We start from the raw sequence: 16543 nt of genomic DNA on the forward strand, positions 1-16543 counted from the left end.
GCGGGGAGAAGATCTGGCCGTACGCGGGGAAACCCGTGGCCATAAATTGCGCGGTATTTGGCCGCACACGGGGAGCTTACGGAGACCGCCGTCACACCTGATCCGATCACGAGAAATGGAGGCACCCCCATGTCACCGCCCGACCAAATCCTGTCCGTCTCAGCCGCGCAGGCACATGCGGACCCCCGCGAGACGGTGCTGGAGATGCCGACGTTCAGCGACTGGATGGACGTCGACAACGCATCGATCCGGAGGTGGCACCACGGCGCTCCGTTGGTGCGCCCATCCCGCAGCGGGCAACTCTGTCGGCTCCGTCAGCAGTTTCGTCGGGCGGCCGAGGAACGGCACGCGCGTCGAGCGGGTGATCGCCAACTCCGAGTACTGGCATACAGCTTGGTTCTGGGTAGGGGGGCCAGCCCTGACGAGGACTGGCACACCCTCCAGGTCGAGGCCGAACAGCACGACTACGCGATAGGAGCCAGGCTGCACGATTTGGCCGTCCCCGCAGCCGTGTCGCCCTACTTCCCCGGCGCGCGCCCCAGCCGTGGGGTCTACCTGCCTCCCTGGAAGCGACCCGGTTGGGGAGAAGTCGAGCGGCTGATTCGGGGCGGATTCGCGAGCGGCGTGATCGTCCTCGATCGTCACAACATCAGCTCTGACGATGACGAATACCACGCCGTGATCAAGCACCTGGGTGAGCGATACGGAGCGTTCGTACACCTCGTGATCCCCGAGGAACCGGCCGTACCGACTTGAAGGCGTCCGCTGCGCTGGATGGATGCGAAGGGCTGGGGCTGGAGACAGATCAGCGCTCAGGTCCTCCTGATCCTCACCATGTTTGCCGCCTTCGCCATCGCCTACCACTCCACCTGATCAGGGGACACTATGACGTTCAAGGGGCATACCGACCGGGCAGCGCGTCCACTGCCGCACCGCGAGCAGGGCGAGGCCCTGGGCGCCATGCAGGAGGCCAGACCGGAACTGCCCAGCGAGGCCGGCATCGACCTCTTCGCCGTGCCCGATGGCGAGGTTCGGGGAAGTGGCTACGACCTCTCCCGCTTCCACCGCCTCTCTCGCCTGTCCGCTGCTGGGAATCCGGCGCCTCCGCTTTCGTCTGACGGCCCGCATCCGTGCAGCTCTGCCGGAAGTGGCGCTGCGAGCAGGCAACTCGTCGACGAAGACCGACGCCCTGACCGCCACCCTTGCCCAGGCCGAGCAAGCAGGCCACGACCCCAAGGCCCTTCTCCAGCAGGCTATCGACATACGCGAACTCGACACGGCCGACGACGTGAACGACGTGCTGGTCTGGCGACTGCGCCGTCTCGCCCAGCTTCCCGCTCACCCGGGTGAAGCGACGCGCCGCCCGCAGGCCGGCACCAGCCAGCCGAAAACCTCGACCAACCACACCAACAACCGGACGGTGCCCACGGCAGCAACCCGTCCCGAAGCCTCCGACCCGCGAAACCGCCCACCGCGCCGCTGACGAGAGTTCGGCAGGCCGGACTCCGAGAAACCGCTGGACAACTGGCTCCATCGACTGTTACGGATGGAATCAGAAGGACCTCGACCGGGAGATGACGCTCGTGCTCAGAACCACTGACCGCCCCGCAGAGCCGATACCCGTGCTGCCCGTCCTTGCCGTCAGCAGCGATCCCCTTCTGCAACTCGAGTACGAGACGCAGCCGCCCAGCGGCCCCGGCGCGACGCGCTGCCTCAGCCACCCGCGCGAGCTGGCCCTTCGCGGGATCCCGGCAATGTGCACGGCCTGCCGTGCCCGGCGCGACTGGCTGCTCATCAACCACGGCCGTAACGTCTGGGTCTGCTGCCGCTGCAGCAATCAGTGGCTCGAACCTGAGATCAGCCGCGCCGACTTCGACGCCCTGATCGCGATCCCAGGGGGGACGACCTACCCCAGCGTGGAACAGGGTCTCGCAGCGCTCGGTTTTGATGGAGCCTTCGCCGGCATCTACCTGGAGTAGCGAGCGGCATTGCAGCGGATGCAACAGCAGCATCCGCTCACCGCCTGCTCTGTTCGCCCGAAGGGCGGCTCCATTTCCTGGGCCGCCCTTCGGGTTCTCGAGGTCGGAGGGGGCGAGTGCGGCGACCGGACTGCCCAGAAGATGCCTTACGACCGCGTCGCAGTGCGGCATCCTTCGTCCGAGGTCGTAGTCCGCTCGCTCACCGAGGTGCTGCGGTCGTACGGGTCGACCTCGGGACCTGCGCCCGGTCGCGGCTCTTTCGTGCCGAACGGAGGGGTGAGGTAACCGGTGGAGTTGTCGCAGCCCCCGTTGGTCATGTCAACCTTGTACGAGACGAGGGAAAGGGTTCCCGGCTTGGTGATCACCTTCGAGGGGTCGTCCCAGCTCAGCACCACTTCGCGCCGCACGATCGTGCGGACGACCTCGTCGCCGCCCGCTGCCGGTGCGACCGGGTACACGTACGTGACGTCGCTGGTCACCTGGAGCGCGCCGCGCTCGCCCTCCCGGTACGTGATCCGGCCCCGGGTCTTGACAACGTCCCCGATGAGACGCGCGTGCGAGGCGTCGAACCGGCTGAAAAGCAGCAGCGGGTCGTTCTGCTCGCTCGGCGCGCGGAACGCCGTCTTCAGGAAGGTCCGGACGTCTTGTTGGTGAGGGTTGATCAGCGCGATCGCCTTTCCGGGGTGCCCGCCTCGCAGCACCCCCGGATCCAGACTTGCCGCAGCGAGGAAGTCCCGGGTCTGCTCCAGTGCCCGCCCCACCTGCGCCCGACTCATCCAGCCCGTCGCACTGGCCTCCGGCACCGTAATCCCATCCGTGCCGCTCGACCAGCGAGCCGCGGGTGAGCCCCTGAACGGCTCATCGAGCGTGGGCTGTCGGCCACTCTCCACAGGAGGTGCCTGGTTGGGGCGCTCCGACTCCACGGCGAGCGGCGTCTCGGCCCGGCCGTTGTCGCCGAACCACCCGACCACTCGCCCCGGATCCAGCGCCACGATCAGCAGTGCCACCGAAGCCAGCAGTCCAACCGCGTACCAGCCCTTCCTCCGGCTGGGCCGGGCCGACGAGTACGTCCGCCAGCCCTCCGCGCCCGCAGACTCTCCTCGCAGCCGCTTCGCCACGATCCGGGCCCGCGCCGACGGTTCTTTGGGAGCGTCCGCCACACCGGTCATCGAATCCTGGAGAAACCGCTCCCACTCCTCGTCAGGCACTGACGAACCGCTCCGCTCCCCACCCGCGTTCACACCGAACCCCTTGCCTTGTGAGCCGCTTTGACCCTCTCCCCAGGGTCGCGTTCCGTATGCTGCCACGGCTACTGCTGCGCCAACTTCCCAGCGTAAGCCCATTATCCTGCCGGGCCATTGAGTTCGGGTAGGGAGAAATCACCCGTCGCGGGATGGGTAGGCGAACACCGGCACGGTCCCGCGTCGATAGCTTGAGAGGACGCCCTGGCGTACGTCAGCGCCCTGACACATCAAACTCTGACTTCCGAACGGGTGATCCGTTCCACCCGCCCGGATCGCCGAGTCGCCCGGCCGGACGCGTGGGGTCGGACGACCGGCGATTCAACGGCCCTGGCAGACGAGGCCTGGGCCGTGGTGGCAAGGTCGGCTGAGTCGACGGTCAGAAGATCGATGACAATCCGCTGGTGATCGAGGACACGAGTTCCTTGCCTTCCTCCGCGACCTTGTTGATCACCGGGGAGATCACCTTCTTAGCGGCCGGGACCAACCACTTCGACTGGCCGCGGGTGAACACGTTCAGTGCGGTGCCGATGGCGGAATCGTAGAACTCGCCGCTGGAGAAGCCGTGTTCGATGCCGGTGAACACGCTGCTCAGCGCGGCGGCGCCGAACGAGATGGCGCCGAAAACCGCCGCGCCCGCGGCCAAGGGCGGGAACGTCAGAGCGGCCAGGCCGAGGCCGATAGCGACGAACCCCGTTCCGACGCTGATGTAGCTGAAGGCATCGGCATAGAACTGGGCGTCGTTCCACCACTTGTCGTTGTCGCCGTTGCTGCCGTTGGGGTTGACCTGGTCGTGGGTCTTGCTGTCGGCCGGGTCGCGTCCGTTCTCCCGGTCCTGCTTCGCCTTCTCGGCGGCCTCGCGTGCGGCCTGTGCGATCTCGGCCTGGCGCATCTGGGTGGCGATGGAACGGGCCTCGCTGGCCGCAGCCGCCGCCGCGTTCGCGTCCTGGCCGGCGGCGAGCGCGGACTGGCGAGCACTGGCTGCGGACGCCTGGGCGCTGTAGGAGGAGTTCAAAGCCGAGCGGGCGGCGTCGATGGCCCTGTTCGCCGAGTAGTTCGCTGACCGGGCAGCTCCGCGGGCGGTTGCCGCCGCCGTCTTCGCCTGGTTCGCCGAGGCCTGGGCGTCCGCAGCGGACTGGTCCGCGGCATCGGCATTCCGCCGTGCCTGTGCGGCGTAGTCGTCGGCCTGCTGTGCCGAGTCCAACGCCTTGTCTGCCCACTTTTGCGCCTCCGCAGCGGCCTGGCGGGCGTCCGCCGCCGCCTTCGACGCCAGCGCCGCGTTCTTCTGCGCGGTGTGGGCGATCTTGGCCGCGGCCGCGATCGCCCCGCGGATCGCGGCGATATGGGTGGCGGAGTCGTGGTCGAGCTGTGCCGCCGTGTACTGCACGACCACGACGAAGTTCCTGCGCATCCACGTCGGTCCCTCCAGGGCGACCTCCGCGTACGCCTTGGTGTACTCACCTCCGGTGACGACCGAAGTCGAGGTGGTGACAGCATCGTCCTCCCGTACCGCTGCGGGGTAGGCGCGGTCGAAGAAGTCCTGTAGGGCCTCCGGGGTGTTCGCGTCGAGAGCGTTGTTGGCCGCCTTGGTGACGGCTTTGCCAGGCTTCTGAGTGAGGATGCGAGCGATCTGCACGCGGTTGTCGTCCTGTGAGGCCCGGATCACCCCGGAGGTGATGAAGTCGCCCACCGCCACGGAATCGGAGCTCTCCAGAGCAGCCTGTGCCGCCTCCGCGATGGCGGGGCTGGATATCTGGGCGATGTAAAGGACGGTTTCCCGGTCGTCCTGGTGCTGGGCGATGGCCCGGTCCAGGTCGACCCAGGAGAGTACGTCGTCGTCGCTGCCGGCCAGCGTGAACTGGGCCGCCTCCCGCGTCCACGCTCCCTTGGCCCCGAGTAGACCGGTGGCCGCCTTGCGGCCCAGCGTGGCCGCGCGTGCTAGATTGCCATCCTTCCACAGCGCCTGCTCGGCTTGGCTGACCAGGTCCTTGATGGCCTGTTCGGTCTGTGCCTCCTGGGTGCGCTTGTTCTCGTACGCAGCCCGCTCCTCCGCCTCGAACTGGGACAACAGCCGGGCCTCGTCCAGTGCCTGCAACTTTTCTTCCCGCAGCCGGGCCAGTTCGGCCTCCCGCGCTGCCTGCTCCACAGCGAGGGCGTTCTCCACGGCCTCGGTCGCGGTGTTGGCCGCCTTCACCGCCTCGGCGGCATGGGCGGTGGACTTGTTCGCGTAGTCGATGGCCTGGCCCGCGTGCTTCACGGCCTCGTCGGCAGCGTCGGCCGCCCTCTCCGCGTGGTCGGCGGCGGAGTTGGCGGAGTCTCGCGCAGTGCGCGCCGCAGAGGCCGCCGTGGTGGCGAGGGCCTGGGCGGTAGAGGCGGCGTTGGTGGCGCGGTTGGCGGCGGCTGTCGCGATGTCGGCCTGGCGCTTGGCCTCTGCGGCCTGCGACTGGGCGATACCGGCCGAGGCCGCGGCCTGCGCGGAGGCGCTGGCGGCGGCAGCGGCGTTGCGGGCCGCAGAGGCAGCCGAGGAACCGGCGCTGGCGGCCTGTGCGGAGGCGGTCGCCGCGTAGTCAGCGGCCTTGGCTGCGGAGCGGGCCTTCGCGGCGGAGTTGCGGGCGACCACGGCGGCGTTCTTGGCCGCCTCGGTCTGCGAGGCATCCTTGGAGGCTGCGATGGCGGCGTAGTAGGCGCGGGACGCGGCGGCGCCGGCGGTCGACGCGGCCTGAGAGGCAGCGGTGGCCGCCCAGGAAGCCCGGCGGGAGGCAGCCACCGCGGCGTTGGAGGCGTTGATGGCGTTGCGGGCGGCATTGGCCGCGCCCTTGGCCGCGCTTGCCGCCTTGCCGGCGGCCGCCGCGGCCTTCTGCACGTCCTCCTTGGCGGCCTCGGCCTCGGCCGCGGCCTTCTCCGCCGCTTCCTTGGCCTCCTGGGCGGCGGCCTGGGCCCGCTCGGAGCTCTCGACGGCCAGGTCGGTCTCGGCCTGGGCGCGCTTGCCCTCCCGCTCGACGACCGCGACGAGTTCCTCGATGGTCGCCGCCTCCTGGTCGCGGGCACGGGCGATGTGCTGGCCGGTGTCGAGGAACCACTGGACGTCCGACGGCGTGCCATCCAGCGCACGGTCCGCGTATTTGCGCACCTCGGACCCGCCGTTGAACAGCATGGTGGAGACCTGGACCCTGGCATCCTCAAGGCGGGCGGTGTACTGACCTTCGGTCAGGAAGTTCTCCAGCGCCTGCTGTGTGTCCGCGTCCAGGGCTGCGGAGGCCTCCCGCTGGACCGCCTTGCCGCCGGTGGACGACACAGTGGAGGTCGTCACGCGTAGGTCTTCCAGGAGGGCGGGCCTGAATCCTTCCTTGAGGAAGGCGGCGATGGAGCTGTCGCCGTTGTCGAGGGCAGCGGACGCTTCGCGGCGTATGCCCTTGCCAGCATGGGCGAGGGCGGTGGAGACGGCGACGCGGTTGTCCTCCAACGTCACCCTCGGCAATGTCTCGGCGAGAAAGGTTTGGACCTCGGTATCGGTGCCGTAAAGGGCGTTGGTTGCCGCTGCCTTGGTGGCCTTTCCTCCCGCCATCCATGCCTTGACCACCTTCGCCCGTTCGGTGTCCGGCAGGACGAGCGGATCGGTCGCTTTGCCGTTCGTCGTGGCAGCGCGGGCTATGGGCGCCAGCACCACAGGGGCGGCAGCGGCAGCCGTGACGGTAGCGAGGGCTCCGAGGAGACGGCGCCGACTCCAAAACATTGTTTGCATAAGGATGTTCTCCTCCTGAGTATGTGCCCGTGAGACAGCTCAGTGAGCACTCATGCGGCAGGCTCCCGCAGGCCTGGGGCTGCCACCTGTGCACGAATAAAGCACATGTGTTGCCTCCACATTGAATCGAGACGATACCAACACCTTTCAAAAAAGCATCAATCAGTACAGCAAGAAGAAAAATCACAGCGCGACGTGGTCCGTGGCGAGTTGTCCATTACTTCAGAAAAGGTAACCGGAAGATCTTCGCGAAATCTTCACGCATGGCGTACAACCCTCCCGATAAGTGTCGGAGATCGCAAGTAGACCCTGGATTTATCCTGTTCTGAGAGGTTTTACGAAGTAGACAAAGATCAAAATGTAAGCTTGCATGGTGAAGAAGAGGTGCTTCCGAAGCAAGGGTGAGGCTTCTTCTCGGTGCGCCGTACTGAAAAGGGAAACCGTCGAAAGGGCAGGCCCGCGCTTGAAGGGGGAGAGGGCTTTATTTGCATTCCGGTCGGCTTCAAGCCCTCTTGGGTCACTTCTCGGCCGATCGACTGGAACCGACGACTCTAAGGACTGCGATGAAGGCGCGTACCGCGAATGCGGAAAAGCCGAAGCGGAAAAGATTTGTAGCAGGCACTCTCGGTACCGCGGCCACCGCCGGCGCCCTGGCGTGGATCACGCTCGTGGGCGGCGTCCCTACCGGCGACGAGGCCGAGACTGTCATCCCCGTCGCCGATGAGGCCCCCGGCTACGCTATCGAGGACTTCAACTACCCGCAGGCCGAAAAGATCCTGGCGGAGCGGAACATCTTGCTCAAGCGCGGTGACGGTCACATCACACTGGTCGACTGTGCGAGCGGCACCGGCTTCCTCGAGGTCATGGCCCGCGAGCACAACGAAAAGATCTGCTTCAAAGTGGTCGGCAACTCAGGCTGGCTGACCCTGGAGATCCCTTCGGTCCACGCGATAAGGGGCAACGACTACACCACGCAGGTCGACATGACCGTTGGCACCGAGGAGAAGACCTTCGACATCCTCAAGAACACCTGGACCGGCGTGGGCGAGAGTGCGGACGAGCAGGGACGCGAGTACATGCTTGTAGAGATCAGGACCACCAGGTAACGCCTGGTTGGTGCCCACATGTCCGTCGTGCTGCGGTCCGGTGAACACCGTTCGGCAGCTGGAACAAGCTGATCGGCTCCGGACTCCAACTGGTTCCTCCGCACCAGCATCAGCGGTGCACCCGACAACTGCCGCCTGTGCACCAACTAATCCCGTGCACTCCGGCCGTCCAGTGGAGTTCTTCTGATCGCATCGCTCACGGAAGGTTAACGCATACGTTTCCGCCTGCTTTGGTGGTGGCGGAGTGCAGGCGTTCCGAGCAGCGTCAGCGGCTCCTCCCGGCGCGGGTGGTGGTGCATTTCGTGTTGGCCAGGTGCCTGTTTTCGAGGCAGGGATATGAGGAGGTCGGGCGTCTTCTCGCACAGGGTCCGCAGCACGAGCGCCGCTGGGCCAAGGGGTGAAAGGTTCCCGCAAGCGGAGCGATCGGGTGTGCGCGGCTGCGGCTGGGGCCGGACGTGCTGAAGTCGCTGTTCGCTCAGGGTGTTCCTGCCGGTGGCCGTCCCTGAGTCTGCGGGTGCCTGGTTTCGGAGGCTGGTGGCTGTGGACGGGACGACGTTCGATCTGTCGGACACGGAGGCGAACGCCAGATGCTCCCCTGGATGTCTGGCAGTCATCCGCTGTCCGAGGGCACTGCTGTGCCGGCCCCCATTGCCCCTTCCCCGAAGTCATCGGGGCGCCAGGCCAAAAGAGAGGTATTACGATCATGCATGCGATACGACCTGGATGGCCCGGACGAATACGTGCCCGGTCGACTGTACTGGCCCTGCTGACCGTGGTGACGCTGGGGCTCACCACGACAGGCATGAGCCCGGCGCGGCAGGGGGCCGAAGAGAAGCCGCAGCGGGTGGGCAGGCTCGACTCGGCGGACCTGCCGGCCACCGCGCCCCTCACCGAGACCGCCGCGCTTCGGGCTGAGTCCGGGGAGCACTGTGAGCCCACGCAGGCAGGCTCGAAGGAACGCCAGGCAGGCGCCGCCGAGGCGTGTGTGAGCACGAGCCCTGCCACCGCGACCCCACAGCAGAGCCGTGCCGCAGTCGCGGCCGCCGACACCGGCAGCTGCGACATCACCAACCCCGGCGCCTACACCTACAAGCGCTTCGAGTACTGCGTGACGGGCGTGAACATCCTCTACATCCTGCGCGACAGCAACGGCAAGGAGATCGGACGCGGTACCCTGCAGGTCTCGACCAGCGCGACCCTTCCCGCGAAGGGCACAGCCTGGAACGAGCAGATCACCGTGAAGATGACGAGTGCGAGCGGCGATGTCACCGCCCTCAACGCCAAGTTTCGCGCCTCCTGCACGACCGGCTGCACGACGACGAAGACCGCGCCCTGGTACGGCGGTGACCTGACCATGGGCCAGTCCGTCAGCGGCTCCGTCGCCTACTCCTCGACCCCCGCCGCCAACACCGGCGTGGAGTTCACCACCTCGTACAAGATGTACGTGACCTCCCCGGGTGCCACGGCCGTCGATCCGAACGCCTCGTGGGACAACCCCCGCAAGATCCGCTGTGACGACGCCGTCCGGGAGGCCACGGGCACCCCGTCGCCGGGCTGCGTCATCCCCACGGTCATGGCCGTCGTGCCGATGAACGCAGAGGGCTCGGATCCCGGTGGCGCGGTGGCCGCCTATCAGTGGGCGCAGCAGAACCTCACCGACGGCTGGGGGCAGAACAAGCCGCTGACCAGAGAGAAGAGCGGATCGGCCGACCGTACGGGACGCACGTGCGGAAGCGCGGGTACGGAGCCCTTCAAGGCCAATACGGACCTTGTCGAGACCGATACCTGTGGCGAATTCCCCTTTGCCGAGGCCAAGGAGGGAGGAATCGACGGTGCTCAATGCGTCGAGGTGATCCCCAATGCCAGCAGCGGTGGATGGGACACCTACATCCTTGGCGACAGTCGGGATCTGGATCCGTCCGCGCCTTGTGTGCGTGCCCATGTTCCGGCCGCCGAAAAGCAGTTCGCCGACGGGAAGCTTGCCGAGGGCTTTGAGGCCCAGCGGGTGATCGACGCCGAGCAGTTCAAGGTGGAGTTCACGACGCCGGCCGCTGTCCCGCAGGCCTCCTGCCTGGCGAGCTGGCCGACTGGTGCGCTTCCCTCCGGCAACGGGTGGATCAAGAACACCACCGAACCGGTCGCCCACGTCAACAAGACCACCAACCCACTGGGCCCGGCCGGCACCCGGCCGACCATGGCGCAGGCCTGCCTGGGGAAGACGCTCGGCAAGGGCAAAGAAGCCACGGGAGACATCACTGGCTGGCAGGACGCGCAGCTGTTCGCCCAAGCGAACCCGCCCATAGTCGGGCAGGCCCGGTGTCACCTGATCGCGAACATCCTCGGCGGACCGGGCAGGATTCGGGACGGCGGGCAGAACAACCTCGTCCCCTGCTGGCAGGTGGGGATGAACACCGGTACGCCCAGCATGCGGACCTACGAGTTCGAGGCTCAGAGGACGGTGGCATTGGACTCCTTCGGGCCGAACGACGCCATCTTCTACCAGGTGACGCCCGTCTTCCGGGATGCCACTGGCACGATTCCGGTGGGAGTAACGATGAGCGCTAGCATCGAGCGGGCGAACGGAACGACGGAGCAGCTGTTCCCCAACGTCTACGTCCCCAACACCCAGGAAAACACTGGGCTGCTCAACCTCGGAAACTGATCTCAGCCAGTTCGTGCCTACGGGAGCCAGTATGAGTCGCACCACCCCGCCGCGGCCGTTCGACGTCAGCGCGCTCTTTCCTCTGCTGGCCCCACTGGCACGCACGGCGACTCGGCTGCATCCCCGCCCCGGGTCGCCGTCACCGCACGACAGCTCCGTCGGCGGGCCGCTGCTGTGGCCCGCCGACGAGCCGTGGCCGCACTGTGAAGGACAGCACGAGTGGGACCGGGTGAACGCGGCCCTCTCGCCGGAGGACGTACGGCTGTGGCGTCGTAACCGGGCTGAATCGGCAAGTCGGCGGCGCCGCGATCCTCAGGGGCCCTGGGCCACCCCCGAGGAGCTGGCGAACGAGAAGCGGATCATGGTCGGCCGCCCGTGGCCTCAGGGCCCGATCGCCATGCTGCCCGTCGCCCAGCTGTACGCACGCGACATCCCTCTGCTGCTCGCGCCCGGCCAGTCCGAAGCTGATCTGCTTCAGGTGCTCTGGTGCCCCTTCGACCACCCGGCGCACCCAAGAACCGCACTGTTCTGGCGGTCCGCCGCGACCGTAACGGACGTACTCGACGCACCGCCCGAGCCGCCCGCGATCCAGTTCCCCACCTATCTGCCGGAGCCGTGTCTGCTCACACCGGAGCAGGTCACTGAGTACCCCAACTATCTGGAGCTGAGCAAGGAACTGCAGGAGCAACTGGGAGACTGGAGCAGGTGGCAGGCGGCCAGATCAGCGCTGGACAGCTCCTACGAGGTCGCCCCGGAAGAGCTCTACATGGACATGTTGTCTATCTCCCCCGGCTGGAAGGCCGGTGGCTGGACCCGTTGGGGCCTCACCGATCCCATGCCCCGAATCTGCTCCGTATGCAGCACCGAGGCCATCCCGCTGCTGACGATCGCCACCACCGAATGGGACGATGCTACCGAGAGCTGGGCCCCTGAAGAGGACCAGGTCAACCCCACGCCGCTCCTCCCTGGTACTCCTCCGGCGAACTTCACCATGATCGACCTTGCCCGAGGCTACGACCTGCAACTCCATGTCTGCCCAACGTCGCTAGATCATCTTCACATTGAGCTGATTCAGTGAGGGCGCGCCATCTTGAAAGCCGCTGGTCAGCGTCTCTTCCGTGAGGTTCAGCCGGGGTGCTCTTGCTGGTCGTGGGGGTAGTCTGCGCTGAAGGCCATCCGTCGGCTGTCAGCCGTGGACTTCGTGGTTCGTCAGGACGAGCAGTGCGCGCAGCAGCTGGGTGGCGCGGGCGAGATCGGTGCGGAGTTTGGTGAGTGTGCGCCAGTTCTTGAGGTGGGCGAAGCCGTGTTTGACGGGGGCGCGTCCGGCTGATGCTCCTTGCCGATGTCCACTCAGGCCAGATCTGGGGCACAGCCACCTCTGTCATCTCGTCGTACGCAAACCCAGCAGACGACCTCGCCGACGTTGTCCTACGAAGCGATCGCGTCGCGTCTCCCAATTAGCGGTCGAGTCGTCGCGGGGTCCTGGGCGGCCAAGTTCCTTGAGCCATCCGCAGCCGCACCATGCCAGCCATAGCCAGGGTCCTTGGGCCCGCCGATCTTACGAATGACTAGCTCGGACCCACATAAAGAAAGGTAGGACTCACATGCCTGGCATGCGTTCACGTTCGGCGCGGGCTGCCGCGTTGCTCACCGTAGCCATCTTCGCTGGCACGCTCACCGGTCTCCCAGCGCAAGCTTTGGATGGAGAAGCCGCCACTAGCGGCGCAAGCACCTTCACCGCAAAGATTGATATCGGCGGAGTACGTGCCTGTTCTGGCACGCTCATCAACAACCAGTGGATGATCACTGCTGCCAGTTGCTTCGTCGACGACCCGGCTCAAGCCACGTCGCTCGTGACAGGAGCGCCCAAGCTGAAGTCCACCGCGACCATCGGCCGCACCGATCTCACCACAACCACAGGTCAGGTCCGGGAGATCACACAGCTTATCCCCCGGACCGACCGTGACTTGGTGCTGGCCAAACTCGCTGCCCCGGTCTACGGCCTCACTTTTCTGCATCCCGCGACGGCAGCGCCCGCCGCAGGCGAAGCCCTGAAGGGCGCCGGGTATGGCCGGACCAAGGACACCTGGGTTCCCGACAGCCTCCACACAGGAACCTTCATGGTGGGAGCGGTCGAGGCCATCACCGTGGGCATCGACGGCACCCCCATCTGCAAGGGTGACACCGGCGCGCCCGTCTTCCGGGAGACGAACGGCCGCCCCGAACTCGCCGCGGTCGCCAGTACGTCGTGGCAGGGAGGCTGCCTCGGGTCAGACGAGACCCGCACCGGCGCAACCGCCAGCCGGGTGGACGACATCCGGCCCTGGATCACGGAGAACACTGCCTCCACCCTGAACGTCTGGAACCTCCAGATGCTCACCAAGACCACCACAGGCCTGTACCACGCCATGCGCAACAGCAACGGCGACTGGACCGGCTTCGGCAACGTGCAGAACGCCGCCGGTCCCATCCAGGACATCGAGTTCGCCGCCGATGCCGCCATCAAGGGCAAGAACTACGTCTTCGCCGTCGGCGGCAACGGGCACCTCTACCAGGCCAACCGACGCTCCACCGGCGGCTGGGAAGCCTTCCGCGACCTGACCGCCGAACTCGGCGACAAGCCCGGCCTCACCCGGGTGGCGGTCACCTCCACCGGCACCGGCCTCGCCCTGGTCGGGCTGGCCGGCGGGCGCGTCTACCACGCCATCCAGGACCCCAGCGAGGTCTGGACGAAGTGGGGTGACGTCAGCGCCAAGCTGGGCGTGCTGGGCAACCCTACCCAGGTCACCGTCGCACACACATCTGGCGGTCAGACGCAGGTCGGCGTCGCCGCCGACGGCAAGGCCTACCACGGCATCCGTGAATCCGACGGAACATGGGGCGACCACTGGGGCTCCGTCAGCGGTCTGAAGACGGAACTCACTGCCAAGGTCAACGGCATGTCCTTCGCCAGCGTCGCAGGCAACCTCCAGATCGTGCTCACCGCCGTCGATGGCAACAAGAAGCACGCAATCCGTACAGCGGACGGCGCCTGGAGCAGTTTCGGCGACCTCGGCGACGAACTCGGCCGCGACACCATCGTCGGCGTCGACGCCACAGCGGTAAACGGCGAGTTCCAGGCAGCGGTCGTTACCTCCGACGGAAAGATCAAGCACACCCTGCGCCATGCCGACGGCAAGTGGGACGCCACCGAGCAGGTCGTCGGCTACCCCGGGAATCCCGAAACTGTGGCGCTGACCGGCAGCACCGTCTGAGCACGGCAACCCAGCCGAATCATTTGAGAAGGCGATTCGCCATCACCTCGGGCCTGTGCCGTTCCCGTCTGGAACGGTGCAGGCCCGCATGGCGGCGGCGAGGCGGGATGGAGACCACTTTGGGCTGTTCAAGACGGGCGAGCAGCGCGCATGCCTTTGCAAGGTGGGTGGGGTTGATGCTGAGGAGGGGGTAGGTCTGGGCCCGACGAGGGATCAAACGCCGAGGAGCGCCACCGGCGAATCGGTGGCGCTCCTCGGCGGTTCGGCTGTGGTCAGTTGCGGTTGCCGTTCTTCGGCAGCGCACCTCGGAAGTGGCAGCCGGGGCACTCGTCCTCGCCCTCGATGTGCCCCTCGTACCAGCCGTGGACGGCGGCGTGGAGGATCGCGTCCTCTACCGAGGCTTCGCTGTTGCGGATGGATGCGAGGGCGTTGCCGACGACCACCCAGAGCGCAGCGTTGTCAGGCGAAGGGGAAGGGTGGGGAGGGCATCGGCGAATCGGACGTCATGGCCGCAGCCTACGGGCGGGCGCGATCGCGGGTCAGCCGGATGACGTGATCCCGTGTGAGGAGGGGCTGTGCAGGTCGCTACGGAATCCTCGGCCGACCGGGTTCCAGTTCTGGAGCGTGGCGGGTCTCCAGCGTGGTCGGTCCGGCACGGTGGTGTCGTCGGGCGGAGGCAGGCTGCCCCGGCTTTTGCGGTTACGGGCAGCCCCGACGCTGATGCCCAGGTGGGCGGCGACCTCGGGGTACCCCCCAGAGTCGCTGGTCGTCGGCCGTCGTGCCTCCTCGTTCGTCGATGATGAGCGTACGCAACACGCGGCGGGGCGTACGGCAAGGCCGCCCCTGCCTGATCGGCGCGGGGCGGCCTTCTGCGGTTCGGTCAGACCTGGGCGAGACGGTTCGAGAGGTCGAGGGCGGCGGTCGCGACCGCGAGGGCGGCGCAGAGGCCATGTACTTCGTGGAGGGTCGGGCGGACCAGGCGCGGCCAGTCGTCCGGGGCAGCGGGCCACGAGGCGAGGTGCACCTCGGTGGTGGCCAGGCCCAGGTGGGCGGTGACGTCCCAGCCTGCGAGGGAGGCCGACTCCCAGTGAAGGCGAATGCGGCCAAGGGGGAGTCTCGGGGTTTCGAGGGGGAGCCAGGTGACGTCGAGCGGTCCGTCGGGCAGGGCGGAGACGCGCTGGACCAGCGCACCGCGCATGGCGCTCGGCACGGAGCGTACGGCCAGGCTGTGCAGGGGAAGGACCTGTGAAGGGCGGGATCGCGACGAGATAGGGGCCTCCGGGGTGTGTCGGTGGGACCGGTCAGGTCCAGGCGAGGGCGTTGCTGATCGCCGCTGGGAGGTAGTCCTCCTGGCCGTCGTCGGCGATGAACGCTGTGCCGTCCCGGACGATGACATCCGCCCCGAGATAGTGGGTGAAGGGGAAGTCCGGGTTGATGGCGAGGCGGATCGGCAGGCTGGGGTCAAGGTCCTGGAGTTGGCGGAGCAGATGGCCGACGGTCAGGTGGTGGGGCACGGGATCCTCCGAGAGCGGTGCGGAACGGCACGGCGGGGTTGATGAGCGAGCGTCATGACGCGTCGAGGCGGAGCAGGTCGCGAAGGACCTTCGGTCCTTGGGTGTGGCTGGCGAGGTGCCGCTTGTGGCTCTCGTTGATGTAGCCCTTGCCGGACTGCTTCATGTTCCAGCCACCGCACGAGCAGATGGCTTGCGTGTACGCGCGGCCGGGGCAACCGGGGTGGAGCGGCTTGCCGGAACTCGTGTGCTTGTGGTCCGCCGGGCAGTCGGTGCCGTCGGCGTGGTGGTTGGTGAGCGGGGTGCGGAAGGGCCTGGTGGATTCCTCGTGGGTAGGGGCGCAACGGGGACTCGGTGTGAGCGGTCATTCAGTGAGTTCGCGCTGCCAACGGCGTTGCTCGGCATGACGGGCAGCACGCCGGCGGAGCGTCTTTGCCCGGCGGCCGTATTGGCCGGGTAGGTAGAAGCAGGTGCAGCGTCGGGCGTAAGCGCACTTGCGGCGGTAGCCGGGACGGGTGGCCAGGAGCATGCGCACAGCCGGAACCTCCTGCTGGTCTGTGCTGTTCGGAACGGGTGGGACGGAGGGTGCCGTCAGCGGTGGGCGACGAGGGCAGCGAGGAATCCGGCAACGGCCTCGGAGGGGGTGTAGAGGCCGAACTCCTGGACCCACTGGTCGCCTCCGGTGGGCTGTACTCGGACCTGCCAGACGATGTCGCGCTTCCAGGCGGCGGTGTCTTCGGGGAGCCAGCCGACGTAGACGCGGCCGTCCGGGCTCGTCGCGTGGACGTTTGCCTCCGGGGTGTCGGCGATTGCCCAGCCGAGGGCGTCGAGGAGATCGAGGACCGGGCCCGCGCAGTGGTCGGAGGAGAGCCAGCGACGGTCTTCCACGGCGGGGCGGATGACGGCGGGCAGGAGGGTGGGGGAGGTGTTCATGGTTGGACCATCCCTTCGTTGACCTGCGGTTTTTCCCAACACCCGTACGTTGACATGGGGTGTCCCGAGGTGCGTAGTCCTTTCCCGGGGAGCGGCGTCTGCCGTGGGCGAACTG

15 protein-coding genes are annotated in these 16543 nt (G+C 67.2%); 9 read left to right on the top strand and 6 right to left on the bottom strand.

The window, feature by feature from the left end; genetic code table 11:
* The first annotated feature begins 129 nt into the window (after nt 1-129).
* The 3 genes from ACIP8W_RS29860 (at nt 130) to ACIP8W_RS29870 (ending at nt 1979) form a co-directional block, all read left to right on the top strand.
* Nucleotides 130-756, top strand: coding sequence for a hypothetical protein (locus ACIP8W_RS29860; RefSeq protein ID WP_402205450.1), 627 nt, complete (start codon nt 130-132; stop codon nt 754-756).
* 283 nt (nt 757-1039) lie between these two features.
* Nucleotides 1040-1483: a hypothetical protein gene (locus tag ACIP8W_RS29865; RefSeq protein WP_402205452.1), complete on the top strand. Its 444-nt coding sequence runs from the start codon at nt 1040-1042 to the stop codon at nt 1481-1483.
* A gap of 91 nt (nt 1484-1574) precedes the next feature.
* Nucleotides 1575-1979, top strand: coding sequence for a hypothetical protein (locus ACIP8W_RS29870; RefSeq protein ID WP_402205454.1), 405 nt, complete (start codon nt 1575-1577; stop codon nt 1977-1979).
* A gap of 146 nt (nt 1980-2125) precedes the next feature.
* Here ACIP8W_RS29870 and ACIP8W_RS29875 read toward each other — a convergent pair whose 3' ends face one another.
* Complete coding sequence (locus ACIP8W_RS29875; protein WP_402205456.1) at nt 2126-3220, bottom strand: hypothetical protein; 1095 nt, start codon at nt 3218-3220, stop codon at nt 2126-2128.
* Nucleotides 3221-3599: 379 nt separating this feature from the next.
* A complete protein-coding gene (locus ACIP8W_RS29880) occupies nt 3600-6962 on the bottom strand; it encodes an ALF repeat-containing protein (protein WP_402205458.1) in 3363 nt (1120 codons plus the stop codon).
* A gap of 563 nt (nt 6963-7525) precedes the next feature.
* On the opposite strand from ACIP8W_RS29880, the gene ACIP8W_RS29885 reads away from it, so the two are divergent.
* The 6 genes from ACIP8W_RS29885 (at nt 7526) to ACIP8W_RS29910 (ending at nt 13984) form a co-directional block, all read left to right on the top strand.
* Nucleotides 7526-8068, top strand: coding sequence for a hypothetical protein (locus ACIP8W_RS29885; protein ID WP_402205459.1), 543 nt, complete (start codon nt 7526-7528; stop codon nt 8066-8068).
* A 236-nt stretch (nt 8069-8304) separates the two neighbouring features.
* The gene (locus tag ACIP8W_RS29890) at nt 8305-8469 is read left to right on the top strand and encodes a transposase domain-containing protein (RefSeq protein WP_402205503.1); all 165 of its coding nucleotides are present in this window, start codon (nt 8305-8307) and stop codon (nt 8467-8469) included.
* Between the two features lie 371 nt (nt 8470-8840).
* Entirely contained in the window at nt 8841-10730 is a 1890-nt protein-coding gene (locus ACIP8W_RS29895; protein ID WP_402205461.1) for a DNA/RNA non-specific endonuclease, read from the top strand.
* Between the two features lie 31 nt (nt 10731-10761).
* A complete protein-coding gene (locus ACIP8W_RS29900; RefSeq protein WP_402205463.1) occupies nt 10762-11808 on the top strand; it encodes a hypothetical protein in 1047 nt (348 codons plus the stop codon).
* Between the two features lie 114 nt (nt 11809-11922).
* Entirely contained in the window at nt 11923-12060 is a 138-nt protein-coding gene (locus ACIP8W_RS29905) for a hypothetical protein (RefSeq protein WP_402205465.1), read from the top strand.
* A gap of 274 nt (nt 12061-12334) precedes the next feature.
* Nucleotides 12335-13984, top strand: coding sequence for a trypsin-like serine protease (locus ACIP8W_RS29910; RefSeq protein WP_402205467.1), 1650 nt, complete (start codon nt 12335-12337; stop codon nt 13982-13984).
* A gap of 272 nt (nt 13985-14256) precedes the next feature.
* Here the strand turns inward: ACIP8W_RS29910 and ACIP8W_RS29915 are convergent, their stop codons facing one another.
* From ACIP8W_RS29915 to ACIP8W_RS29930, 4 genes are all read right to left on the bottom strand, one after another.
* A complete protein-coding gene (locus tag ACIP8W_RS29915) occupies nt 14257-14427 on the bottom strand; it encodes a hypothetical protein (RefSeq protein ID WP_402205469.1) in 171 nt (56 codons plus the stop codon).
* A gap of 437 nt (nt 14428-14864) precedes the next feature.
* Nucleotides 14865-15182 carry an esterase gene (locus ACIP8W_RS29920; RefSeq protein ID WP_402205471.1) on the bottom strand — a complete coding sequence of 106 codons (318 nt, stop codon included), beginning with the start codon at nt 15180-15182 and terminating at the stop codon, nt 14865-14867.
* 103 nt (nt 15183-15285) lie between these two features.
* Complete coding sequence (locus tag ACIP8W_RS29925) at nt 15286-15498, bottom strand: hypothetical protein (RefSeq protein WP_402205473.1); 213 nt, start codon at nt 15496-15498, stop codon at nt 15286-15288.
* Nucleotides 15499-16086: 588 nt separating this feature from the next.
* Entirely contained in the window at nt 16087-16428 is a 342-nt protein-coding gene (locus ACIP8W_RS29930) for a DUF317 domain-containing protein (protein ID WP_402205474.1), read from the bottom strand.
* Nucleotides 16429-16543 lie beyond the last annotated feature (115 nt).

Origin of the sequence: Streptomyces sp. NPDC088554, assembly GCF_044752945.1 — a bacterium.
Taxonomy (GTDB): Bacteria; Actinomycetota; Actinomycetes; order Streptomycetales; family Streptomycetaceae; genus Streptomyces.